The organism is Exiguobacterium sp. SL-9 (genome assembly GCF_004336985.1).
GTDB lineage: Bacteria > Bacillota > Bacilli > Exiguobacteriales > Exiguobacteriaceae > Exiguobacterium.
In genome coordinates this window covers 524,201-545,580 of record NZ_SJUO01000002.1, presented here as the reverse complement: position 1 = coordinate 545,580, position 21,380 = coordinate 524,201, and the positions used below count along the sequence as shown (strand labels likewise).

The window sequence follows — 21,380 nt, the reverse complement described above, 5'->3', positions numbered from 1 at the left end:
ATCATACCTATGGAGGGAACTTAACATGATTATCAACCACAACCTTAACTCGATGAACGCGCACCGCAACATGTCGTTCAACACGGCACAGACGGGCAAAGCGATGGAGAAATTGTCTTCAGGTCTTCGCATCAACCGTGCCGGCGACGACGCGGCCGGCCTCGCCATCTCTGAGAAGATGCGCGGCCAAATCCGTGGTCTCGACATGGGAGCGAAGAACGCGCAGGACGGCATCTCGTTGATCCAGACGGCAGAGGGCGCCTTGAACGAGACGCACTCGATCCTCCAACGCATGCGTGAGCTTGCGGTTCAATCGTCGAATGACACGAACACGAATACAGATCGTGGCGAAATCCAAAAAGAGGTAGACGAGTTAGCAAAAGAAATCACGCGTATTGCTAACAACACAGAATTTAACACGAAAAAATTACTTGATGGTTCTGCAAGTACTGGTTCTGGTGTTACTAACGCTGCAGATTTAACGTTCCACATTGGCGCTAACACAGGACAATCACTTACACTTAAAATTGGAGCTATGGATGCACAAACATTAGGTGTTTCTGGTGCAGGTGGTGCAGCAGCTACAGGAGGAACGGCAGCAGTCACAGTAGCTGGAATCGCAGTCAATACGCAAGCAACAGCTAACACTGCTATCACAGCAATCAATACTGCTATTGAAAGAGTATCGTCAGAACGTTCATTGCTCGGTGCAAACCAAAACCGTCTCGAGCACACAATCAACAACTTGAGCACGTCGGCTGAGAACCTTCAAGCCGCAGAATCACGCATCCGTGACGTCGACATGGCGAAAGAGATGATGAACTTCACGAAGAACAACATCTTGAACCAAGCGGCACAGGCGATGATGGCCCAATCGAACCAACAGCCGCAAGCAGTTCTTCAACTTCTTCGTTAAGAATTACTTTTTTCTTAACCAATATTCATTAGAACCAGGCTATGAAAATGTCCGCCTCTCATTTTTGAGGGACGGACATTTTTTAATATGCATAGGTGACTCTATCTTCCTTTTGTTTGACTGAAAAATGTTCGCGGTACTGTAGTCCATTCTTCGGGGCGCTTTTTGTATTTGTTCGTGTAATGGTCCCATCTCCTAGTAGTATTCCTAACAATAAACTTTTCTCAAACGCAGTCAATTCATCCCACTCCATCATTGACCCTCCTTAATGATCTACTAAATTACTATCCCATATTATTAATGCCCGATTTCATTCTTGATAGTCAGAATACCATTGTAGAAAAAGGCCAGGGATAGGTATGATTTCAGGTTTAGGAATTTGAAAAGTGAGTTTGACTAAAACATAAGGTTTAAACAGTGATTAAAACTGAAAAATGAAGTGAGGTAAACCGATATAGTATGTGAGAACAATGAAAATGAGGAGCAGAAGCTTATGAATCCGATCATTTCTGAAGTACGGCTTCACTTACCTTCTTCTGTCTTGCCGTATGAACAAACGAAAAACGTGTTCGTTGAAGCGAATCAAAAAGCACTCGCTGACGAAGGGATTGTCATTCTCCCGACGCCTCAACACGTGACCAAGTTAGAGACGGCAGTCGAAAAAGCAAATCTAGTATTAGAGCAACAACGTACCGGTTTGAAATTTATGAAACATGAAAAGTTGAATGATTATTATATTCAAATCGTTGATACGAACAACGAAGTTATTCGTGAAATTCCAAGCAAGAAGTCGCTCGACTTTTTCGCCGCATTCATGGAATTCAACCAACTCTTCGATGAGCGTGTATAAAGGGGGCACATCATGACGACACCAATCCGATTTGGCGGACTTGCCAGTGGAATTGATACCGATTCAATCATCAAACAATTGATGCAGGCAGAGCGTATGCCAGTCGATAAACTTGAACAAAAAAAACAAACGACTGAATGGAAGCGTGATGCTTATCGCGAGATTAACCGCTCGCTTATGACACTTAGAAATAGTGCTGTCGATCTTATGTTTAGTCGAAACTTCTATGCAAAAACATCTAGCTCATCCGATGAATCACGTGTCTCGGTCGTAGCGGGGCCATCCAGTGGGAACACGGCAATTCGCATTGAATCCGTAAGTCAACTGGCAACGGCTGCTACTCAAGTCGTTGAGCCGAAAGATAAAAATGGAGTTGCGGTGACGAAGACAACAAAAGTCGCGGATATGAACTTACAATCCACCACTCAAGAAATAACGCTATCGACGGCAACAAAAGAATGGACACTTTCTCCAAAACCAAGAGCGGGAGCAACAGTTGCTTTAAAAGATGCAACAAACACTCCTATTGATCCATCAAGTTATACTTATGATGGAGCAACTGGGAAAGTAACGATGAATGACGGTTCGGACGTGCCGGCTGGCTTTAAGGCTAGCTACACATCTGGGTACCAGATTCAAATTCGTTCCGTTGAAGGCGGAGACTTTCAGACAATCAAGGTAACGGAAGACGCCACAATGGAGAACCTAGTTACTGCATTGAACGGAAAAGAATCAGGTGTTTCTGCATTTTTCGAACCGATTTCCGGTAAACTATCAATCACTCAAAAACAGACCGGTGAAAATGCAATCATAGAATTTGATGCAATGACGAAGGCTGCTTTTGGAATCGCTCCCGCCGATCTTCCGAAATCAGGAACGGATGCTAGTTTTACAGTGAATGGCATTCCGATGACGCAGAGCTCGAACACGGTCACGATTGATAATATGACAGTCACGTTAAAATCAGAGTTTGCGTCTGGCGCGGTAACACTCTCTGCTGCTACCGACACCCAAAAAGTTTTCGATAACATCAAAGGTTTTGTCGATAAATATAACGAGACGATTGATCTTATGAATAAAAAGGTCCGAGAAGAGCGCTTTCGCTCGTTTGCACCACTTACACAAGCACAACGTGACGAACTTTCTGACGATGAAATTAAAAAGTGGGAAGAAAAAGCGATGAGTGGAATGCTTCGTGGTGATACGATTGTTCGTAGTGCGATGGACACGATGCGCGGTAAGTGGTCAAGTGCGACATCGAGTACGAATGACGACGAGATGAAACAATTATTCCAAATTGGTCTTTCGACGGGGGCAGACTTTACCAACGGTGGGAAAATTGTGCTGAACGAAGAAAAACTTAAAGCAGCCATTGAAAAAGACCCGGACCAAGTTTATCAATTGTTCACAAACCCAGAGAGTGGATTGATTCCACAAATTCGTGATGCAGCGACCAACTCAAGGTCATCAATCACTCGAATTGCTGGAGCTGAGGGAGCCGGTGCTCCGACGTACTCAATGGGTCGTGAGATGACAAATATCGACACACGAATCAAGCGATTGAATGACTTGTTAGTAGATAAAGAAAACGCCTACTACCGTCGCTTTGCAGCGATGGAAACGGCAATGAACCAGGCGAACTCACAAGCCGCCTCACTGCAACAGTTCTTAGGCGGAGGCATGTAAGAGGAGGAATTTAAATGGTAGCCAACCCATATGCAGCATATCAAAACAATGCGGTCACGACCGCGAATCCACAGGAACTCACGCTCATGCTGTATGACGGGGCGCTCAAGTTCATGCGCCTTGCCAAACTCGCCATCGAGCAAGGGAATCCAGATTTGAAGAATAAGAACATCCAAAAGACACAAGCCATCTTTCAAGAAATGCGCTTGACGTTAAATAAAGACGTTGCTATCTCGGCGAATTTAGATTCGCTCTATGAGTACATGTGGCGTCGTCTCGTCGATGCGAACATCCAAAACGATACGACCATCCTCGACGAAGTACTCGACTTCACGACCGAGCTCCGCGACACGTGGAAGGAAGCGATGAAACTCGCGAAGCAAGCATGAGACCTATCGATGAGATTATCTTTAAAACACAGCGATTAAAAGACCTGTTGGCGCAAGTGCCGGAAGAGCCGACGTATGACACATGGATGGACCAAATCCATGATCTGCTTGACGACCGTGAGCAATTGCTCGCGGCGCACGGTCCGGACTTGAAGGACGCTGACCAGACGGTAATTCGTCAGCTCGTCGACGACAGCCAACAGATTGCCCGCTTAATCGAGGCCGAGCATCAACGGCTCGGCATGACGCTCGGGACGGCACGTCAAGAACGGAAGACGGTCAAGTCTTACGTCGATCCATATGAAGATGTCGACTCGAACTTTTCAGGATTGTTCGATCAACAGACATAAAACAGCTCGAAGGCGCGCCTTCGAGCTGTTGTCGTTCATAAAGTTTTAGCTTGCCGTCGTACCTTTTGTATTACATAGGATGAGCTGAACAGGATCAGTCCACTCACATTAAACTTTAAGTAAACTGACAGGGCATCTTGAAGTGACGTCACCGGAAGAAAACCGCTCAATATGACGAGCGGAAGAATTGTCACATGCATCGTGACCCAATGAATCAAAATCTGTTTCGGGAACGACCACTGTCTCACATCATAGATGATACTCGTCAAACCGAGGAAGAATGCCATCCCACCATAAACGAGCATATTATGTACACCTTCCATATTTCCGCTCCACCATTGATACATCGCAAGCAACCCAAATAACATGGACCACTTCACGCCACGAACCAATCCTGTTTTCAATAAACTCATCTATCTCGTCCCCCTCATTCATCTGTTGCCTTTGTATACGATTTGATTTGGAAAAAGTTTCAATAGGGATGTAAGGATGCAAAGACGCCTGTTTTCGTATAAAATCGGGTAAATACCACTGTAACCGTTGCTTCTGTTCTGGAAAGGGGAGGGAAACGAGATGAGTGAGAAAAAGGTAAAGCCTAAGTCATCGAAAGATCGTCGTTACTTCATCTACGGTCCAGAAGGGGCGTACGATGAGTATGTGGAACGTGACCCGAAACTTGAAGCGTACATCGAAGACGATGCGCCAATCGAAGACGGTCCCGATCCGTATGAAGAAGAAGAGCTCAAATCAAGAGGATAAAACATGTGAAGTCAAGGTCCAATCACGGACCTTGACTTTTATTTATTCAGGGTGGTGACCCTATACGTTTTCTTACACCGGTCAGGGTAGACAATCCAGTATGCTCATCTTATCAACCACCACTCACACGGAAAAGGAGAGAACTAAGATGAACATGAAACGATATGGATTAATCCTCGCTTTACCTTTAACACTTCTTGTAGGATGCGGGGAGGCCGATGAACTGAAGACGACGGCAAATGATACGGAGGAAGTCGTCGAAACAGAGACGACGGAAGAAACGGCAACAGACACAACAGAAGAAGCAGAAGTACAGGAGAGTGAACTTGGTTCAAACAAAATCTTCATGAAGAATAAGGCGCTCGACATTAAAGAGACGATTGGCTCCATTAACTTTGCCATCGATAAAGTGCAGACATCCCGACTCACTGTCAACGAGGCGTACCGAGATTCGTTTGACGGACAAGAAGAAGTGACAGTCGTCGCGATGAATGTCATCGTCGAAAACACGATTGACGACACCATCAGTTTCCACCCGAACCAAGCGACACTCGTGACGAACACGGGCGAACAAGTGTCGGCTGACTTGTGGTTCTCGGATGATGTCGGCGGTGAGTTCCTCGGGAAAGTGAAGAAGGAAGGGAACGTGCTCTTCTTCGTCAAAGCGATGCCAGAAGACTTAGCGGACGTGAAAGTCGTCTTCGACGGACCGTCGGACGCGAACTATGAGTCGATCGGGGAATCCCGCTACGAATATACGATCGACGTCACCAAATAAGAGAACGCGCATCTTCGCGATGCGCGTTCTCTTATTGTCGTTGATGCGGCAACGGAATCGTCAACACGTTCCAGTTCTCGCCGGCGAATACTTTCGCGAGATAGACGATCTGCCCGACGTGATAGCTATAGTGCGACACCTGCTTCTCGATCGCCCAGATGACGGTCTTCTCTTCGCCGCGGATGAAGACGGACTTCCCGAGGTCTTCCGGTGTGAGGCTCGAGAGTACGTCGTCCAACAGTTGCCAACGTTCGTCCCACGTCGCCATCAATTCGGCGCGAGACTGTTGTTGGTCCTCGAACTCGGCGTCGCGGTTCCGGTCCGGCTTCTCGCCGTCTGTCGTCAAAAAGTCGGTCCAGCGGGACTTCATATTGTTCGAGATGTGCTGCACAATGACCGCAAGTGAGAGCGTGTCTTTCGCGAGCACGCGATGCATGTCCTCGTCGTTCACTTGGTTCAACGCGTCCTCGGCGAGCTGTTTCTGTTCTTGGAAAATCGAGCGTACTGTTTCGATATAGCGGGCTTCAAACATGGAATGACCTCCTTTGGATTCATCACTAGAATACCCTAATCTCGACGCGATAAAAATAATAGTAAAATAGCGAAAACCGGATTATAATGAGAATGAACCGTGCAAGACGCCACCGCGTGGTCGGTTCTTGGGTGCCCTGTTTAGGTTTTGATGCGAGTCATGTCGCGTATATCTCCTTTCGGTTTGGGGGTTCATCCGTTAAGAGAACCGACCGCGTTTGTCCGTGAGTGGATGAGCGCGGTTTTTTGTATACGAAAAGGGAGAGCCGCGGCTCTCCCTTTTAAGCGTGTTCCGTCCGAAAATCTTCCCAATGTGACCGGGCCTGGGTGCGAATCCGCTCCGACACTTCCTTACTGCCGAGCAGGATGCCGTACCAACGCCGCGCATCCTCGTACAGACCGAGCGCGGCAGACAAGTCAGCGATCCGGAGCATGAGCTGGTCGTAAGGAAGACCGGTCCGGACCTGGTCCGTGTACACCTCCTGCACCTCGTTGTACTTGTCGAGCGTCCGCTTCATCCATTCTTTCTCGGACGCCTCATTCCCCGTCAAACGGTACATCCAGACGAGTCGCATGCCGAGCATGGCGACGACGGATGGCTTCTGTCCGCTCAATTGGGCCGTCACGACGGCGAACTTATAGAGACGGATGACGTGTTCGGCCGACCGGTCGCCGGTGAGCACATCGGCATTGACCCGGTCGAAGTACTCCGTCTCGAGCGCCTCGCGATGCGTCTTCCGCACCTTATCGAACGAGTCGTGGAAAACGAGGTGACAGTGGGCGCAGACCGTCGGCTCATAAAAGTACGGGTTAGCGCCATCATACGTCGTATATCCGTCCTTCGCGACTTCCTGCGGCCGGATGTGGCGCGACAGGACGCGTGGCGTCTCGCTCTGTTTCAAACAATACGGACATTTCACTTTTTTTGAAAAGATATGTTCTGCCATGAATTCACCTCACACGTATACGTTGACGAGCAGGCCGCGAATCTCACCGACTTGGTCGAGGAGCGACAAGCGTGACGCCTCACCCGAGATGACCTGGTCCGTCAGTGCGAGCAGCTTTTGGTCGACCTGTTCGACAATCTTATAAATCTTAGCGCGACCGCGGCGGTTGAAGCCGCGTTTATCTTCAAGGCGGAGCGCCGCGTCGACGGCGTCTTTCATAAAGTCTTTAATGAGCTGCTTATATTCGGCGAGCGACTCGACGGTCTGGCTCTCGGCGAGGAGTTCGCCTTTTTCGTGGATGGCCGCGATTTGGCGTTGGAAGCGCTCATGCTCGCGGTCCTCACGCTTTTGACCGATGACGTTTTGGAACGAGACGCCTGCCTCGGCGTCAGGGCGTTTCGCCTTCCCCGTGCCGTGAAGCGACTGCGTTTCCATGATGCGACGAATGTCCATAGGGATCCGTCCTTCCTTAAGTTAGTTCAATAATTGTAGCACGCCTTGCGGCAATGCGTTCGATTGGGCAATCATCGCCATGCCGGACTGGTTCAAGATGTTGAGGCGGGCAAAGTCCATCATCTCGCGCGCCATGTCGGCGTCGCGGATACGTGACTCGGACGCCGTCAAGTTCTCAGAACCGATCGTCACGACGCTCACATTCGCTTCCAATCGGTTTTGGATGGCACCGAGCTTCGAGCGTTCGAGCGACACTTTTTGGATGGCGGCGTCAAACTTGGCGATGGCGTCATTGGCGCCACCTTGCGTCGTCACGTCAAGCCCGTCGATCCCGAGCGCGCCGGCGCGCATATCGTCAACGTTCAAGACGACACCTTCACCGCTACCGGCCCCGAGTTGGAAGAAGAGTGTCTCACTGCCGGCTATAAAGTCGCCGTTCATGATTTTCTTCGAGTTGAACTCGGTCGTCTCGGCGATCCGCGTCACTTCATCGGTTAGCGCCGTGATTTCGTCTTGAATCGCTTTGGCGTCATCACCACTCAACGTCCCGTTAGACGCTTGAACCGACAGCTCGCGCATCCGTTGCAGGAGTGAATGTGTCTCATTCATGCCGCCTTCGAGTGTCTGCGTGAGCGAGATGCCGTCGAGCGTATTTCGTTCGGCCATCGACAGTGAGTCGAGCCGGATGCGCATCTTCTCGGAGATGGCGAGTCCGGCGGCGTCATCGGACGCCTTGTTGATGCGGATACCGCTCGAGAGGCGGTCCATTGTCTTCTTCATCGTCGCCTGATTGACCGTGAGCGACGAGTAGGCTTTCAGTGCTTGCACGTTATTGGTAATTTTCATAACGGTTTCCTCCTGCAGGTACGGGTTTCAGACGAGCGTTCTCAATCGCTTCGCCCCACGTCTTGTCGAGCTCGGTCGCGAGGCCATGGAGCTCCTCGATTTTGTCCATATCTTGTTCAATCAACGCCTCGAGGCTTGATTTCGCCATATAGAGGTAAAGCTCGTCGAGTTGAGCCGAGATGATGCCGCCACCGTCGTGAAGTCCTTGGTGGAGCTTCGCGAGCAGTTCGCGCGCTTGACGCAAGTGACGGTTGCGTTCGGCGATCGTTGCCGTCCGGGCTTGCTCGTAATGATAGACGAGTGCGTGGAGCATCGCTTGGGTCAGTTCTTGCGGGCTCATTTCGTATAGTCGGTTCGGGTTCATGATGGATCTCCTTTGATAGTGTCGAGTTCTTCGATCAGTAATAGCACTTCGGCCATGACGTCATACAGTTGAGGGGGGATTGCGTCCCCGAGGTCGAGGTCGAGCAGGTGGCCAAGGAGCGAGTGGTCATGCTCAATGGCGACGCCGCGTGATCTCGCCTCGTCTAAAATCTTATCGGCGACGGCGCCCGTCCCGCGGGCGACGATGACCGGCGCCCGGTCGATCGTCTCGTCATAGCGGACGACAGCGGCCGTCTTGCGTTTCGTCAAATCCATACGTTGATACATAACAGCCTCCTAGATGCGGAAATCATAACCGGTCGTCTCGAGCGTCGGACGCTCGATTTCTGGTTTGTCCGTCTTCGTCAGTGGACGGAACTGGGTCGTCACGCTCCGGTAGCCAATCGCCTCGAGCGTCGTCTCGATCTTGCCGAGAAGCGGTTTGGCGAGCGTCTCGACGACCGGGTCATCATGTTCAAGCGTGAGCCGGAGATTCCGGTCGATCGCCTCGAGCTTGACGCCAATTTCGCCGAGCCGTGGTGTCTCGAGCCGGATATAGAGCACGCTGTTCTCCCAGTCGACGACGTCCCCGGCCTCACGGTTTTGGATATGGACGTGGATGCCGGTGTCGATTTCTTGGACTTTTGCCGGTAAGGCGAGGATGAGCTGTTGGAGCTGCCCGCCGTCGAGCCGGTTCAATGTCTGTTGGACTTGGAAGAACGAGGCGAGTCGTTGCGCTTCGGGTGTCGCCGCGTCGGGTTTCAATGACAACGTCGACGCCTGGACACGTTGGGCCGTCTCTTGGATGACGCGACCCGATAGGTTCGGGTCGACCTTGAACGGCGTGACACGCGATAGTTCCCCGGCGCGCGTCGCCTGATGCGGTATATATTCAAGTCGGACGTGGTTCGGCACGTAGCGGAACTCGTTCAAGCTGGCGCGCACTTCTTTGATGAGCGCGGCACTCTCGGCCGGTTTCGTCGACAGCAGCCCGAGGGCGACGTCGAGCTTCGCCGTCATCGCGACGAGCACCTTCTCTTGAGTCGCGCTCGTATGTAATAGGGCGTCCGTCTTTTGGATGAGTTGCGTCAGCCGGGTCGATACCGTCTCGAGAGCGGGTCTTGCTTGATGCGGATTCGTCTCGACGAGGGCGGCGACTTGGCCGAGCTGTTTCGTCACCGTCACTTGCTCGTTTCGGAACGTGTTCGTCACGTTCGCGAGATGCGTCGTCACTTCCTTGACGAGCACTGGTCGTCCGAGGACAGGCGGTAACGACTCGCGTGGTTCGATTCGCGTCGGGCGCGGCTCTGGCAACTCATTGATGAGCCGATCGACTGTCTCCGGTGTCGGCGTCATGCGCTCGCTGACGGGACGTGACAAGTTGACGTGCTCGATGAAGCGTTCTTTTTGCGGATACGGGGCGTCGGGCGCCGGACGAGTCATCAGTTGTCTCGCTTCATCTAATGACGCGACGGCGATGTCGCGGGCGACGTCACGCGGGAGCGTCGGTGCCTCGATCGTCTTCAGCCAAAGGACCGCGTCGCGCATGTCGCCTTTGAAGACGGTCTCGAGCAGCCGGACCGTGTCCTCGTTCATCGGCAGGCGTCCGGATTGGAGCAAACGGCTGACGGCGCTCCGGACCTCGGGTGGGAGCGACGCGAGCAAGACTTGGATTTTCGTATCGAGTTTTACCGGTTGGCCGCTCGGCATGTCCGGCGTCTCTGGCTCAGGTTTGACGACGATCGTTCCGATGAGCTTTCCGTCTTGTTCAGCGAGCGTCAGTTGGAACGGGTTCGTCTTCGGGAGCCCGCCCTCGAACGTGACCTCGACGTGCTCGCCGTTGATTTTGACGATGCCGGAGTCGGGTCCGGTCTGTTTGACGAGTTCGGCCTTATAGACCCGGTTCGTCTGAATGCCGGCTGTGACCGCGACGGCCGCGGTCAAGGGGGCTTGGATTTGCATAGTTGTCACCTCGACCAATATATCGACCTCTTTTTCAAAAAGTGAAGCGAAACCGACAGAAAAAAACCTCCCGTCAACACGACGGAAGGGTCAGGATTCGAGCAAGGCGCTCTGGTTCAATTGTTGGAACCGGGCGACGAGTTCACCCGTCGCTTTCAGCTGATTGCGAAGGACATAGGCGGTCGCGTTCGTTTGAATCCGGTGGCCGTTTTGGGTGACGACTAAGCCGTTTGACTCCAGCGGATCACTCGAGATGTCACGAATGTGAGACCAGGCGTACCATTCGCAGTCGGGGCGCTTCGGAGATTTCGTCGGGAAGAAGACGAGTCCGGACGTCGGTTCGATGACGACGGGCACTTTGCCTTTGACACCGGCGACGCGTTTGGCGACGAAGATGCGTTCTTCGATCGAACTGCTGTACTGGCGGCATGAAAGCTGCAAGAGTTGATAGGGGCGGAGCGGCGTCATAATCTCGGAGCCGTCCTCAAGAACGATTCGCGATTGCATCAACGTATCAAAACAGGGTAGGATCGCAACCGTCCGTTTCGTGATGCGGTATTTCTCTTCGGAATGGTAGGGGCGCATAGGGCTGCACCGTCCTTTTCGTATTAGATTTTCAGGCTTGGCCATAAGCATGGAACAAGTGCCTAAATCATCTTTAATATGATATATCACAAAAAATGTAAATTCAATAAGTCGATATGAAAAGTAGGGAAATAGAATTCCAATGTAAGCCAAACGGGAATTCGTTTACAAAAAAATGAGAAAGTGTTTGTCACGCTTCCAATAAGGTGGTAAGATTACCGATAGAGGGAAAGCCTCTGTATTCTTCAATGGTGAAAGGAATGGATTTACACATGGTAGGTAAAGTAAAATGGTTTAACTCAGAAAAAGGTTTTGGATTCATCGAAGTAGAAGGCGGCAAAGACGTGTTCGTACACTTCTCAGCAATCCAAACTGACGGCTACAAATCACTTGACGAAGGTCAAGAAGTTGAGTTTGAAATCGTTGATGGCGAGCGTGGCCCACAAGCGGCTAACGTAACAAAATTATAATTTCGAACTACGAGTCGGCTCCTAACGGGGCCGACTTTTTTATTTTTCTCACATAATGAACATTCCGATCAAAATTGCGTTTAAGAACGGGCAGAACGGGTAGTTTGTTTCTATACTACCGATTCATCTAGAAGACGGACCTGTCGGAACAAAATTGTCATTATTTTCTGATGATAACGTTTTCAAATGATTTGGATTCGGGGTATACTATAAATGAGCCACCTGGTTCCACTTTCTTTTTAAGAAATGAAGCAGGAGATTCGGTCCAGTCTGACGAATCATTGGGTCAAGCGGTTATTTTAAGGAGGAGTTCAGATGATTTATAACATTCGCGGCGAAAACATTGAAGTCACACCAGCTATTCAAGACTATGTCGAGAAAAAGTTGGACAAATTGACTCGGTATTTCACAACTCCTACGGATGCACAGACGGCTTACGTCAACTTGAAAGTTTATAATGAGAAACAAAAAGTGGAAGTGACGATCCCGATGCCGAACTTGTTGCTCCGTGCTGAGGAAACAAACCTCGATATGTACGCGGCAATCGACCTCGTTGTCGACAAATTGGAGCGTCAAATCCGTAAACACAAAACGAAACTCAACCGTAAATCGCGTGCGAAAGATGGCGGTATCGGCGAGTACTTCAAATCACTCGAAGGTCCCGAGGACGTGGTCGTCTATGATGAGGACGAGGCAGAACTCGAACTCGTTCGGACGAAGCGTTTCACGCTCAAACCGATGGACACGGAAGAAGCGATTCTTCAGATGGACATGCTCGGTCACAGCTTCTTCGTCTTCTCAGACGCAGAGACGGGCAACACGAACGTCGTCTACCGTCGTAAAGATGGCAAATACGGCTTGATCGAACCAGAATAATTCAACCTTGAAACCACACGGCCTTCCGATTCGGAAGGCCGTTTCCTTTTGCCTTTCCTTGAAAGCGAAGGTCACTTCGGTTAAACTGTACATTAGGGAAAAAACATGCATTTTTCAGTGAATGCAGAGGAGATAAAGCGTATGGCGAACTTTTTGAAAGATTTATTTGCTCCACAGAAACGAGTATTGAAAAAAGCAGAAAAAGCGGCCGACCTCGTCGAGTCGTTCGCCGAACCAATCAAGGCATTGTCTGACGAAGCACTTCAGGCGAAGTCGGTCGAGTTCCGTGAGCGCCTAGACAAAGGCGAGACGCTTGACGATATCTTGCCAGAAGCGTTCGCGGTCTGTCGTGAGGCGTCCGAGCGCGTGCTCGGCATGCGCCACTATCGCGTCCAGCTCATCGGGGGCTACGTGCTCCATAACGGTGACATCGCCGAGATGAAGACCGGGGAAGGGAAGACGCTCGTCGCGACCCTCCCAGTATATTTGAACGCGCTCACGGGCCGCGGCGTTCACGTCGTGACGGTCAACGAATACTTGGCCCGCCGTGACAAAGAACTCATGGAACCACTCTACTTCGCGCTCGGACTTTCGGTCGGCCTCAACGTGTCGAACATGGACCGCGTCGAGAAGCAGGCGGCATACAACTGTGACATCACGTACTCGACGAACAACGAGCTTGGTTTCGACTACTTGCGTGACAACATGGTCCTTTATAAAGAAGATCGTGTCCAACGCGAGCTCTACTTCACGATTGTCGATGAAGTCGACTCGATCCTCGTCGATGAAGCGCGGACCCCGCTCATCATCTCGGGATCGGCTCAAAAATCGACAGAGCTCTACACGCGGGCCGATGCCTTCGTACGGACGCTCAAGATTGAGGATGACTATACGGTCGACGTGAAGACGAAATCGGTCCTCTTGACGGACAACGGGGTCGACCTCGCCGAGAAGTTCTTCGGCATCGACAACTTGTTCGCGATCGAGCACGTCTCGGTCAACCACCACGTCGGGCTCGCCCTACGTGCCAACGCCGTCATGCATCATGACGTCGACTATATGGTCCGCGACGGCCAAGTTATGATCATCGACCAGTTCACCGGTCGGGTCATGGACGGACGCCGCTACTCGGAAGGGTTGCACCAGGCGATTGAAGCGAAAGAAGGCGTCGAGATTCAACGCGAATCGATGACGCTCGCGACGATCACGTATCAGAACTACTTCCGTATGTATGAGAAGCTGGCCGGGATGACCGGGACGGCGAAGACAGAGGAAGAAGAGTTCCGTAACATCTACAACATGCAGGTCGTGACGATCCCGACGAACAAACCGATCCTTCGGGAAGACCGTTCGGACCTCATCTTCAAATCGATGGAAGGCAAGTTCAAAGCCGTTGTCGACGAGATCATGGCAGCCCACGCGACGGGACAACCGGTCCTTGTCGGGACGGTCGCCGTCGAGACGTCGGAGTATTTGAGCAAGCTCCTCTCGAAGAAGAAAATCAAACACGAAGTGTTGAACGCGAAGAACCACGCCCGTGAGGCTGAAATCGTCGAGAACGCGGGCCAAAAAGGCTCGGTCACGATTGCGACGAACATGGCCGGACGCGGTACCGACATTAAGCTCGGCGAAGGTGTCATCGAGCTCGGCGGATTATACATCGTCGGGACCGAGCGCCACGAGTCGCGCCGGATCGACAACCAGCTCCGTGGACGGGCCGGACGACAAGGAGACCCGGGTAAATCCCAGTTCTACTTGTCACTCGAAGATGAGCTCATGCGCCGCTTCGGGACGGATAGCCTCCAAAACATGATGGAGCGTCTCGGCATGGACGACACGCAACCGATCGAGAGCCGTATGGTCTCGAAAGCGGTCGAGTCGGCCCAGAAACGTGTCGAAGGGAACAACTACGACGCCCGGAAACAGCTTCTCGGGTACGATAACGTCATGGCCGACCAACGGAAAGTCATGTATAAAGACCGGGCGAGCATTCTCGAGAACGAGTCGGTCACGGACATCGTCCGTTCGATGATTCAAGAGACGGTCGAGACGGGCGTCGCGCAATACACGCCGCTCGAGCTCGTACCGGAAGAGTGGAACATCGATGAGCTCGCGCACTGGGCCAACCAGACGCTCGCCCTCGAGCATCCGATCGAAGGTAAAGACTTCTTCGGCAAAGAGCGCGAAGAGATTATCGAGCTCCTCGCTGAACGCACGAACGCGCAGTATGAGGCGAAACGCCAACTCGCGCCGCCGGAACGCTTCAACGAGTTCGAGAAGATTATCGTCCTCCGTGCCGTCGATTCGCACTGGATGGCGCACATCGATCATATGGACCAACTCCGTCAAGGGATTCATTTGCGCGCGTACGGACAGAACGACCCGCTTCGTGAGTATCAGGCGGAAGGGATCAACATGTTCGATGCAATGAACGCGGCCATCTCCGAAGAAGTGACCGGCTTCGTGCTCCGTGCCGAAGTCGGCGACAACCTCCGACGCGAGAAAGTCGTCGAGGAGGAAGTGGCGGTGTCTGGCAAGGACGACACGCCGGTGAAGAAAAAACCGGTCCGTCGCTCTGAAGACCAACGGCTCGGGCGTAATGACCCGTGCTGGTGTGGTTCAGGCAAGAAGTTCAAAAACTGCCACGGCAAACAACAGGCTTAATTTTGAAAGAGGCGAGTCCGCTCGCCTCTTTCCTACGGAAAGGTGACCTACACTATGGAAATTTCAGATATTCGCAACGAACTCGAGGCGATGGCGAAACGCCTCGAGAATTATCGCCAATCGCTCAACCTGACAGAGAAGCAGGCCCGCATCGCCGAACTCGAGAACGAGATGACGTACCCGGACTTCTGGGACAGCCAAGAGAAGGCGCAAAAAGTCATCGACGAGTCGAACGCGCTTAAAGCGATGGTCGACAAGTATCAACAGCTTGCGGATGGCCATGAGGACGGCGACGTCACGCTTGAACTCATCAAAGAAGAGCCGGATGCCGAGATGCAGGACGACCTCTCAGAGATGGTGACAGCGCTCAAGGCCGACTTCGACGCGTTCGAACTCGAGATCCTCTTGAACGGACCGTACGATGCCAACAACGCCATCCTCGAGTTGCACCCGGGGGCGGGCGGTACCGAGTCACAAGACTGGGCGTCGATGTTGCTACGCATGTATCAACGTTTTGCTGACAAGCAGGGCTGGAAAGTCGAGACGGTCGATTACCTTGCGGGCGAAGAGGCCGGTGTCAAATCGGTCACGCTCCGCATCGTCGGTCATAACGCCTATGGTTATTTGAAGGCGGAGAAAGGGATTCACCGTTTGGTCCGCATCTCGCCGTTCGACTCGTCGGGCCGTCGTCATACATCGTTCGTCTCGTGCGACGTCATGCCGGAGTTCAATGACGACATCGAAATCGAAGTGAAGACTGAAGACCTCCGCATCGACACGTACCGCGCGTCAGGCGCCGGCGGTCAGCACATCAACACGACCGACTCGGCCGTCCGGATCACACACGTGCCGACGGGTGTCGTCGTCTCATGTCAGGCTGAGCGTTCGCAAATCAAGAACCGCGAAGCAGCGATGAAGATGCTTAAAGCGAAACTGTATCAACGCGAACTCGACGAGCAGCAACGCAAGCTCGATGAGATCCGCGGTGAGAAGACGGATATCGGCTGGGGTAGCCAGATCCGCTCGTACGTCTTCCACCCGTACGCGATGGTCAAAGACCACCGGACGAGCTATGAAGTCGGGAACACAGGCGGCGTCATGGATGGGGACATCATGGGCTTCATCGACGCGTACCTTCGCAAGACAAATATGTGATGCAAGTGGCTCAAGGACTGACGTCTTTGGGCCACGTTGTATGTAGAGGAGAAAACCTTTAATGAAGCAAATCGTCAAAGACTACATTTATTTACTCACCGGGTCCGTGTTCGTCGCCTCGGCGTTCAGTTTGTTCCTATTGCCGAACAACCTCGCCTCAGGTGGCGTGAGCGGGATCTCGATCATCACGTATGAGCTGTTCAACATCTCGCCAGGTGCGTTTCAGCTCGTATCGAACGTGTTGCTCCTCCTCGTCGGCTGGATGATCCTCGGACTCGGTTTCGGCGTCAAGTCGCTCGTCGGATCGATTTTCTTGCCAGGCGTGATCTTATTCTATGAAGCGATTGACGCGGGTGCGGCCGTCAATGACACGTTGCTCGCGGCCATCTTCGGCGGGGCCGGCGTCGGGATCGGTCTCGGTCTCATCTTCCGGGGCCGGGCCTCGACCGGAGGGATGGATCTGTTGGCCCAGATTCTACATAAGTTCACCCATATCCCGCTCTACCTCTGTATCGCCATCCTCGACGGTGCGGTCGTCCTCGTCGCCGCCGTCACGTTCTCGTTCACGACGGGGCTATACGCGCTCATCGCGCTCTTCATTACGATTAAGATGATCGACTTCGTCCAGCTTGGCTTCACGCAGGACAAAATGGCCTACGTCATCTCGGAGAAGCGGGACGTCATCACGCGCGCCGTCTTCGATGAGCTCGACCGAGGCGCGACCGAGATTCAAGCGATCGGGGCGTACTCGCGTCTTGAGCGCCCGATGCTCCTCGTCGTCGTCCGCCAGAACGAAGTGAGCCGTCTGAAAGAGATTATTCGCCGCATCGACCCGGAAGCGTTTCTCATCTTCAGTGAGGCGCACGAGGTGATGGGACAAGGCTTCACCTCGGACAAACGTTACATCAACGTCCCGTGAGTTGTGGAATCTTTGTGTATTTTTGATGAGTTAGGTTAGAAAGAGGTTCATAACGGCTATAATGGTAAAAGTAGGTTATTTCTACAACTTAGGAGGGGAACCCTATTATGAAGAAATGGATGATGGCAATTGGACTCGGCGCCATGCTCACGCTCGGTGCGTGTGGCGGTGGCGATGAAGAAGAGACGACGAGCAACGGGGACGGCGCGAACACGGCGTCGGTCGACGCGGAAGCAGTGTACGCACAAAACTGTGCGGCGTGCCACGGCGCGAACTTAGAAGGGATGAGCGGTCCGGCACTTGAAGACGTCGGTGCCCGCCTTTCGGCAGAAGAGATTGAGAACGTCATTCGAAACGGACAAGGCGCCATGCCTGCGAACGTAATCGAGAAGGACGAAGAAATAACAGCGGTCGCGGCTTGGCTCGCTGAGAAGAAATAAAAATCGAAACCACGAGGTGACTTGTGGGTTGAATGGAGGCACTCGCGGATGCGGGTGCCTTTTTGAATGTGCGTTTCACCGTGTGTGTCGATCTCGTGAAGCCCATCTTCATTTCGACAATTTCCCACCGAACTCAATCCAACTGAAACAATCCTGTAATGGTTATTTAAAAGTTCGATTGTTATAATTGTAGCGCTTGAACTAACGCCTGACCGATTTTTTGGACGGGGTGACCGGGACAGGGTCCCTTGACAGGTTACCTGATTATCGTGTAGAACAGAGGCTAGGTGAAAATATTCACTTAACGAATCAATTCAACGAAGCCAATTCAGAATTTGTCATAGATGCATGAAAAATATATAAAAAGGGTAGGGAATACGTTATGATTTCGATGCAAAAAGTCAGCAAAGTATATCCAAACGGCGTCGTCGCAGTCGACGACCTCGATTTGCAGATTCAAGACGGCGAATTTCTATATGTCGTCGGACCATCCGGCGCCGGGAAATCGACGTTCATGAAAATGATTTATCGGGAGGAGAAGCCGTCGAGCGGGCAGCTCTTAATTGATGGAATCGACGTCGGCAAACTGAAAAACCGCCACGTCCCAAAACTGCGCCGTCAACTCGGCGTCATCTTCCAAGATTATAAATTGTTGCCGTCACTGACGGTATATGAGAACGTCGCATTCGCACTCGAGGTCGTCCAAGCCGATACGAACACGATGCGTAAACAGGTCATGGACGTATTGAACCTCGTCGGCCTGAAGCACAAGGCGCGCAACTATCCGGACGAACTATCGGGTGGGGAGCAACAGCGTGTATCGATTGCTCGGGCCATCGTCAATAAGCCGAAGCTCATCATCGCCGACGAGCCGACCGGTAACTTAGATCCGGACACGGCTTGGGGCATCATGGAAGTGTTTGAAGAGATTCACCGTCGCGGGGCGACCATCGTCATGGCGACCCACAACCGTGATATCGTCGACAAGATCCGCCATCGCGTCATCGCGATCGAGAACGGGAAAGTCGTACGCGATGAAGAGAAAGGAGCATATGGCTATGATATTTAAAAGTGGAATCCGTCATCTGCGCGAAGGGTTCAAGGGAACACTTCGCAACGGGTGGATGACGTTCGCGGCTGTCAGTGCCGTCACCATCACCTTGTTACTCGTCGGGGTATTCGCCCTCGTCATGTTCAACGTCAACGAGATCTCAGAGAACGTCGAGAACGACGTCGAAATCCAAGTGTTCGTCACCCGGACCGCGGAGGAAGGGAACGTTGAAAAGCTCGGCGAGAATTTAGAGCAAATTCCTGGCGTCGCGTCGGTCACGTTCAGCTCGAAAGAAGATGAACTTGAAAACTTCCGTAATCAACTTGGGGAAGATGCGAATGCGTACGGAACGGTCGAGAAGGACAACCCGCTCCACGACCGCTATATCGTCAAGGCATCAGACCCGCTCAATACAGAGACGGTCGCGGATGCGGTGCAATCGCTCGCTAACGTCGATAAGGTCACATATGGACAGGACTATATTGACAAAATGTTCGCCTTCTTCAACGGGATTCGCATCGGTGGACTCGTGTTGATCGTCGGTCTCACCCTCATGGCGATGTTCCTCATCTCGAACACGATCAAGATGACGATCTTCTCACGCCGTCGTGAGATTGAAATCATGCGTCTCGTCGGAGCGAAAAACAGCTTCATCCGCTGGCCGTTCTTCATCGAAGGGCTTCTCCTCGGTGTGCTCGGCGCGCTCATCCCGATCGCCGTCATCTACTTCGGTTATGACGTCGCATATAGTGCTTTACAACCATCGCTAGATCAACTGAATAGTGATATATTTAAATTGATTGATCCATCGGTACTGACGACACAAGTGTCGCTCGTCCTCTTGGCGCTCGGTGCTTTCATCGGGATTTGGGGCTCGACGACATCACTCGGTCGGTTCTTGAAAGTTTAATCTAATTTAAATATGAGGAGGAGTTGGCGGATGAAACGTTCGCTTGCGCTTGGATTAAGTTTGACGCTACTTGCCTCGCCGGTCATGGCGACGGAGAAAGACACGCTGAAAGCACGACAAGATCGTCTATCCAATCAATTGGAGGAGTCCAAAAAAGCGCAAGACGAGACGGACGCCGAGCTCGACATCACCGAGGCGGAACGCGACGCGGTATCGACAGAAATCCGCGCCGTCAATGAACGTCTCGAGGGATTAAGTGAACAGATCGCCGTCCAGCAAGAAGAAGCGGACGCGGCGCGCACTGAGCTCGAGGAAACCCGTGATCAACTCGCTGCCCAAGGGCAGTACCTCGAAAGCCAGAAGGCGCTCCTCAGTGAGCGCCTTCGTGTGCTTCAAGTACACGAGGACCGGTCCTATCTCCAGGTCGTCTTTGAGTCCCGTTCGTTCGGGGACTTCGTGACGCGGCTCTTGACCGCGCAGACGATCGCGGAGCAGGACCGGGACCTCATACATACCTACATGAGTGAAGTCGAGCGGCTCGAATCGCTCGAGGCACGTCAGCGGACGCAGCTGTCGTTCTTAAAGCAAAAAGAGCGCGAGCTCGTCGTAACGAAACAAGCGCTCGACGTCGCCGTCGAACAGAAGCGTGACTTGTTGAGCGAGCTGAACGAACAAGTCGAACTGCTCGAACTTGAAAAAATGAGCCGTGGCGAAGAGCAGGCGCTCATGAACGAGCAGAGCCGTATCATCGCCGGACAGCTCGAAGCGATCGCCACGGCGGAGCGAGAAGCGGCCGAAGCGCAGGCGAGAGCCGAAGCGGAAGCACGGGCGAAGGCAGAAGCAGAGGCGAAAGCACAGGCCGAGGCCAAAGCCGCAGCGGAAGCGAAAGGACAGTCGGAGGATAAGCCCGCGGCTTCTCCAGCGCCGGCACCGTCACCACCCGCGAAAGTCCCGACGAACGTGTCTACACCGGCTACCTCATTCGTCCGTCCGGTGTCCGGTTACGTGTCGAGCCCGTTCGGCCCGCGTCAAAACCCGCTCACGGGCGTGGCGGAATCGCATCGCGGCATCGATCTCGTCAATGCGACCGGGACCCCGATCGTCGCGGCGGCACCAGGCATCGTCATCAAGGCGGCACCTGCGACGGGATACGGCAATGTCGTCTTCGTGTCCCATATCGTCGGCGGGGAAGTGTGGACGACCGTCTACGCCCACCTCGACGCGATCACGGTCACGTCGGGCCAGACGGTTTCTGCTGGACAGACCGTCGGTACGCTCGGCAACACGGGCTGGTCGACGGGTCCGCATCTCCACTTCGAGTTGCATCGTGGACAATGGGCGCCAGGGCAACCAAATGCGGTCGATCCGGGTCCTTATATCGGTTATTAATGAGACGGACGTGTTCCAAATTTGTGGAACGCGTCCGTTTTTCTGAACTTTTTGCTATACTGAATGAAAGACTGACAAAGAGAAAAGAGGG

Annotated in this window: 26 protein-coding genes; 16 read left to right on the top strand and 10 right to left on the bottom strand. The window is 52.6% G+C overall.

Annotated features, from left to right (window positions below):
• The first annotated feature begins 25 nt into the window (after window positions 1–25).
• A complete protein-coding gene (hag, locus tag EVJ34_RS07225; RefSeq protein WP_131485095.1) occupies window positions 26–916 on the top strand; it encodes a flagellin Hag in 891 nt (296 codons plus the stop codon).
• Between the two features lie 82 nt (window positions 917–998).
• Here the strand turns inward: hag and EVJ34_RS15700 are convergent, their stop codons facing one another.
• Complete coding sequence (locus EVJ34_RS15700; protein ID WP_161568888.1) at window positions 999–1,169, bottom strand: hypothetical protein; 171 nt, start codon at window positions 1,167–1,169, stop codon at window positions 999–1,001.
• A 240-nt stretch (window positions 1,170–1,409) separates the two neighbouring features.
• Here EVJ34_RS15700 and EVJ34_RS07220 point away from each other — a divergent pair, with 240 nt between their 5' ends.
• The 4 genes from EVJ34_RS07220 to EVJ34_RS07205 are packed head-to-tail and all read left to right on the top strand — an operon-like array spanning window position 1,410 to window position 4,191.
• Window positions 1,410–1,766 (top strand): flagellar protein FlaG, encoded by a 357-nt coding sequence (locus EVJ34_RS07220; protein WP_131485094.1) that lies wholly within the window; start codon window positions 1,410–1,412, stop codon window positions 1,764–1,766.
• 12 nt (window positions 1,767–1,778) lie between these two features.
• Window positions 1,779–3,452 (top strand): flagellar filament capping protein FliD, encoded by a 1,674-nt coding sequence (fliD, locus tag EVJ34_RS07215; protein WP_131485093.1) that lies wholly within the window; start codon window positions 1,779–1,781, stop codon window positions 3,450–3,452.
• Between the two features lie 14 nt (window positions 3,453–3,466).
• On the top strand, window positions 3,467–3,841 hold the full coding sequence (gene fliS / locus EVJ34_RS07210; protein WP_034803946.1) for a flagellar export chaperone FliS: 375 nt from the start codon (window positions 3,467–3,469) through the stop codon (window positions 3,839–3,841).
• Window positions 3,838–4,191 carry a flagellar protein FliT gene (locus EVJ34_RS07205; RefSeq protein WP_131485092.1) on the top strand — a complete coding sequence of 118 codons (354 nt, stop codon included), beginning with the start codon at window positions 3,838–3,840 and terminating at the stop codon, window positions 4,189–4,191. The genes fliS and EVJ34_RS07205 overlap by 4 nt, the downstream gene beginning before the upstream one ends.
• Before the next feature lie 35 nt (window positions 4,192–4,226).
• On the opposite strand, the gene EVJ34_RS07200 is transcribed toward EVJ34_RS07205, so the two are convergent.
• Window positions 4,227–4,604: a DUF3021 family protein gene (locus tag EVJ34_RS07200; RefSeq protein WP_131485091.1), complete on the bottom strand. Its 378-nt coding sequence runs from the start codon at window positions 4,602–4,604 to the stop codon at window positions 4,227–4,229.
• 160 nt (window positions 4,605–4,764) lie between these two features.
• On the opposite strand from EVJ34_RS07200, the gene EVJ34_RS07195 reads away from it, so the two are divergent.
• Both EVJ34_RS07195 and EVJ34_RS07190 read left to right on the top strand, forming a co-directional pair.
• On the top strand, window positions 4,765–4,950 hold the full coding sequence (locus EVJ34_RS07195) for a hypothetical protein (protein WP_131485090.1): 186 nt from the start codon (window positions 4,765–4,767) through the stop codon (window positions 4,948–4,950).
• Window positions 4,951–5,098: 148 nt separating this feature from the next.
• The gene (locus EVJ34_RS07190) at window positions 5,099–5,728 is read left to right on the top strand and encodes a DUF4352 domain-containing protein (RefSeq protein WP_131485089.1); all 630 of its coding nucleotides are present in this window, start codon (window positions 5,099–5,101) and stop codon (window positions 5,726–5,728) included.
• A 31-nt stretch (window positions 5,729–5,759) separates the two neighbouring features.
• Here EVJ34_RS07190 and EVJ34_RS07185 read toward each other — a convergent pair whose 3' ends face one another.
• The 8 genes from EVJ34_RS07185 to EVJ34_RS07150 form a co-directional block, all read right to left on the bottom strand.
• Entirely contained in the window at window positions 5,760–6,260 is a 501-nt protein-coding gene (locus EVJ34_RS07185) for a DUF1572 family protein (protein ID WP_131485088.1), read from the bottom strand.
• Window positions 6,261–6,540: 280 nt separating this feature from the next.
• Entirely contained in the window at window positions 6,541–7,206 is a 666-nt protein-coding gene (locus EVJ34_RS07180; protein ID WP_131485087.1) for a DUF2225 domain-containing protein, read from the bottom strand.
• 9 nt (window positions 7,207–7,215) lie between these two features.
• Window positions 7,216–7,659, bottom strand: a complete 444-nt coding sequence (locus EVJ34_RS07175; protein ID WP_131438002.1) for a YaaR family protein — start codon at window positions 7,657–7,659, stop codon at window positions 7,216–7,218.
• Window positions 7,660–7,680: 21 nt separating this feature from the next.
• On the bottom strand, window positions 7,681–8,505 hold the full coding sequence (locus EVJ34_RS07170) for a flagellin N-terminal helical domain-containing protein (protein ID WP_131438004.1): 825 nt from the start codon (window positions 8,503–8,505) through the stop codon (window positions 7,681–7,683).
• Entirely contained in the window at window positions 8,489–8,869 is a 381-nt protein-coding gene (locus tag EVJ34_RS07165) for a flagellar export chaperone FliS (RefSeq protein ID WP_131438005.1), read from the bottom strand. Before EVJ34_RS07165 ends, EVJ34_RS07170 begins: the two co-directional genes overlap by 17 nt.
• Window positions 8,866–9,156, bottom strand: coding sequence for an EscU/YscU/HrcU family type III secretion system export apparatus switch protein (locus EVJ34_RS07160; protein WP_029595031.1), 291 nt, complete (start codon window positions 9,154–9,156; stop codon window positions 8,866–8,868). The genes EVJ34_RS07165 and EVJ34_RS07160 overlap by 4 nt, the downstream gene beginning before the upstream one ends.
• 9 nt (window positions 9,157–9,165) lie before the next feature.
• Entirely contained in the window at window positions 9,166–10,830 is a 1,665-nt protein-coding gene (locus EVJ34_RS07155) for a hypothetical protein (RefSeq protein WP_236636662.1), read from the bottom strand.
• Window positions 10,831–10,920: 90 nt separating this feature from the next.
• Window positions 10,921–11,415, bottom strand: a complete 495-nt coding sequence (locus EVJ34_RS07150) for a competence protein ComK (protein WP_131438009.1) — start codon at window positions 11,413–11,415, stop codon at window positions 10,921–10,923.
• Window positions 11,416–11,687: 272 nt separating this feature from the next.
• Here EVJ34_RS07150 and cspD point away from each other — a divergent pair, with 272 nt between their 5' ends.
• The 9 genes from cspD to EVJ34_RS07105 all read left to right on the top strand — a co-directional run bounded on the left by cspD (window position 11,688) and on the right by EVJ34_RS07105 (window position 21,289).
• On the top strand, window positions 11,688–11,885 hold the full coding sequence (gene cspD, locus EVJ34_RS07145; protein ID WP_021065411.1) for a cold-shock protein CspD: 198 nt from the start codon (window positions 11,688–11,690) through the stop codon (window positions 11,883–11,885).
• A 315-nt stretch (window positions 11,886–12,200) separates the two neighbouring features.
• On the top strand, window positions 12,201–12,761 hold the full coding sequence (gene hpf / locus EVJ34_RS07140; protein ID WP_021065412.1) for a ribosome hibernation-promoting factor, HPF/YfiA family: 561 nt from the start codon (window positions 12,201–12,203) through the stop codon (window positions 12,759–12,761).
• 141 nt (window positions 12,762–12,902) lie between these two features.
• Window positions 12,903–15,425 carry a preprotein translocase subunit SecA gene (gene secA / locus EVJ34_RS07135; RefSeq protein ID WP_131485085.1) on the top strand — a complete coding sequence of 841 codons (2,523 nt, stop codon included), beginning with the start codon at window positions 12,903–12,905 and terminating at the stop codon, window positions 15,423–15,425.
• A gap of 54 nt (window positions 15,426–15,479) precedes the next feature.
• Window positions 15,480–16,580: a peptide chain release factor 2 gene (prfB, locus tag EVJ34_RS07130; protein WP_131485084.1), complete on the top strand. Its 1,101-nt coding sequence runs from the start codon at window positions 15,480–15,482 to the stop codon at window positions 16,578–16,580.
• 61 nt (window positions 16,581–16,641) lie between these two features.
• Entirely contained in the window at window positions 16,642–17,499 is an 858-nt protein-coding gene (locus tag EVJ34_RS07125) for a YitT family protein (protein WP_131438015.1), read from the top strand.
• A gap of 107 nt (window positions 17,500–17,606) precedes the next feature.
• On the top strand, window positions 17,607–17,939 hold the full coding sequence (cccB, locus tag EVJ34_RS07120) for a cytochrome c551 (RefSeq protein ID WP_131438016.1): 333 nt from the start codon (window positions 17,607–17,609) through the stop codon (window positions 17,937–17,939).
• 382 nt (window positions 17,940–18,321) lie between these two features.
• Complete coding sequence (ftsE, locus tag EVJ34_RS07115) at window positions 18,322–19,008, top strand: cell division ATP-binding protein FtsE (RefSeq protein ID WP_131485083.1); 687 nt, start codon at window positions 18,322–18,324, stop codon at window positions 19,006–19,008.
• Window positions 18,998–19,900: a permease-like cell division protein FtsX gene (gene ftsX / locus EVJ34_RS07110; RefSeq protein ID WP_131485082.1), complete on the top strand. Its 903-nt coding sequence runs from the start codon at window positions 18,998–19,000 to the stop codon at window positions 19,898–19,900. Before ftsE ends, ftsX begins: the two co-directional genes overlap by 11 nt.
• Before the next feature lie 30 nt (window positions 19,901–19,930).
• Complete coding sequence (locus tag EVJ34_RS07105) at window positions 19,931–21,289, top strand: murein hydrolase activator EnvC family protein (RefSeq protein WP_131485081.1); 1,359 nt, start codon at window positions 19,931–19,933, stop codon at window positions 21,287–21,289.
• Window positions 21,290–21,380 lie beyond the last annotated feature (91 nt).

Excerpts from the sequence above, each read along its gene's own strand:
- hag (WP_131485095.1), top strand. The coding sequence starts at position 26 with ATGATTATCAACCACAACCTTAACTCGATGAACGCGCACCGCAACATG.
- EVJ34_RS15700 (WP_161568888.1), bottom strand. The coding sequence starts at position 1,169 with ATGGAGTGGGATGAATTGACTGCGTTTGAGAAAAGTTTATTGTTAGGA.
- EVJ34_RS07220 (WP_131485094.1), top strand. The coding sequence starts at position 1,410 with ATGAATCCGATCATTTCTGAAGTACGGCTTCACTTACCTTCTTCTGTC.
- fliD (WP_131485093.1), top strand. The coding sequence starts at position 1,779 with ATGACGACACCAATCCGATTTGGCGGACTTGCCAGTGGAATTGATACC.
- fliS (WP_034803946.1), top strand. The coding sequence starts at position 3,467 with ATGGTAGCCAACCCATATGCAGCATATCAAAACAATGCGGTCACGACC.
- EVJ34_RS07205 (WP_131485092.1), top strand. The coding sequence starts at position 3,838 with ATGAGACCTATCGATGAGATTATCTTTAAAACACAGCGATTAAAAGAC.
- EVJ34_RS07200 (WP_131485091.1), bottom strand. The coding sequence starts at position 4,604 with ATGAGTTTATTGAAAACAGGATTGGTTCGTGGCGTGAAGTGGTCCATG.
- EVJ34_RS07195 (WP_131485090.1), top strand. The coding sequence starts at position 4,765 with ATGAGTGAGAAAAAGGTAAAGCCTAAGTCATCGAAAGATCGTCGTTAC.
- EVJ34_RS07190 (WP_131485089.1), top strand. The coding sequence starts at position 5,099 with ATGAACATGAAACGATATGGATTAATCCTCGCTTTACCTTTAACACTT.
- EVJ34_RS07185 (WP_131485088.1), bottom strand. The coding sequence starts at position 6,260 with ATGTTTGAAGCCCGCTATATCGAAACAGTACGCTCGATTTTCCAAGAA.
- EVJ34_RS07180 (WP_131485087.1), bottom strand. The coding sequence starts at position 7,206 with ATGGCAGAACATATCTTTTCAAAAAAAGTGAAATGTCCGTATTGTTTG.
- EVJ34_RS07175 (WP_131438002.1), bottom strand. The coding sequence starts at position 7,659 with ATGGACATTCGTCGCATCATGGAAACGCAGTCGCTTCACGGCACGGGG.
- EVJ34_RS07170 (WP_131438004.1), bottom strand. The coding sequence starts at position 8,505 with ATGAAAATTACCAATAACGTGCAAGCACTGAAAGCCTACTCGTCGCTC.
- EVJ34_RS07165 (WP_131438005.1), bottom strand. The coding sequence starts at position 8,869 with ATGAACCCGAACCGACTATACGAAATGAGCCCGCAAGAACTGACCCAA.
- EVJ34_RS07160 (WP_029595031.1), bottom strand. The coding sequence starts at position 9,156 with ATGTATCAACGTATGGATTTGACGAAACGCAAGACGGCCGCTGTCGTC.
- EVJ34_RS07155 (WP_236636662.1), bottom strand. The coding sequence starts at position 10,830 with ATGCAAATCCAAGCCCCCTTGACCGCGGCCGTCGCGGTCACAGCCGGC.
- EVJ34_RS07150 (WP_131438009.1), bottom strand. The coding sequence starts at position 11,415 with ATGCGCCCCTACCATTCCGAAGAGAAATACCGCATCACGAAACGGACG.
- cspD (WP_021065411.1), top strand. The coding sequence starts at position 11,688 with ATGGTAGGTAAAGTAAAATGGTTTAACTCAGAAAAAGGTTTTGGATTC.
- hpf (WP_021065412.1), top strand. The coding sequence starts at position 12,201 with ATGATTTATAACATTCGCGGCGAAAACATTGAAGTCACACCAGCTATT.
- secA (WP_131485085.1), top strand. The coding sequence starts at position 12,903 with ATGGCGAACTTTTTGAAAGATTTATTTGCTCCACAGAAACGAGTATTG.
- prfB (WP_131485084.1), top strand. The coding sequence starts at position 15,480 with ATGGAAATTTCAGATATTCGCAACGAACTCGAGGCGATGGCGAAACGC.
- EVJ34_RS07125 (WP_131438015.1), top strand. The coding sequence starts at position 16,642 with ATGAAGCAAATCGTCAAAGACTACATTTATTTACTCACCGGGTCCGTG.
- cccB (WP_131438016.1), top strand. The coding sequence starts at position 17,607 with ATGAAGAAATGGATGATGGCAATTGGACTCGGCGCCATGCTCACGCTC.
- ftsE (WP_131485083.1), top strand. The coding sequence starts at position 18,322 with ATGATTTCGATGCAAAAAGTCAGCAAAGTATATCCAAACGGCGTCGTC.
- ftsX (WP_131485082.1), top strand. The coding sequence starts at position 18,998 with ATGATATTTAAAAGTGGAATCCGTCATCTGCGCGAAGGGTTCAAGGGA.
- EVJ34_RS07105 (WP_131485081.1), top strand. The coding sequence starts at position 19,931 with ATGAAACGTTCGCTTGCGCTTGGATTAAGTTTGACGCTACTTGCCTCG.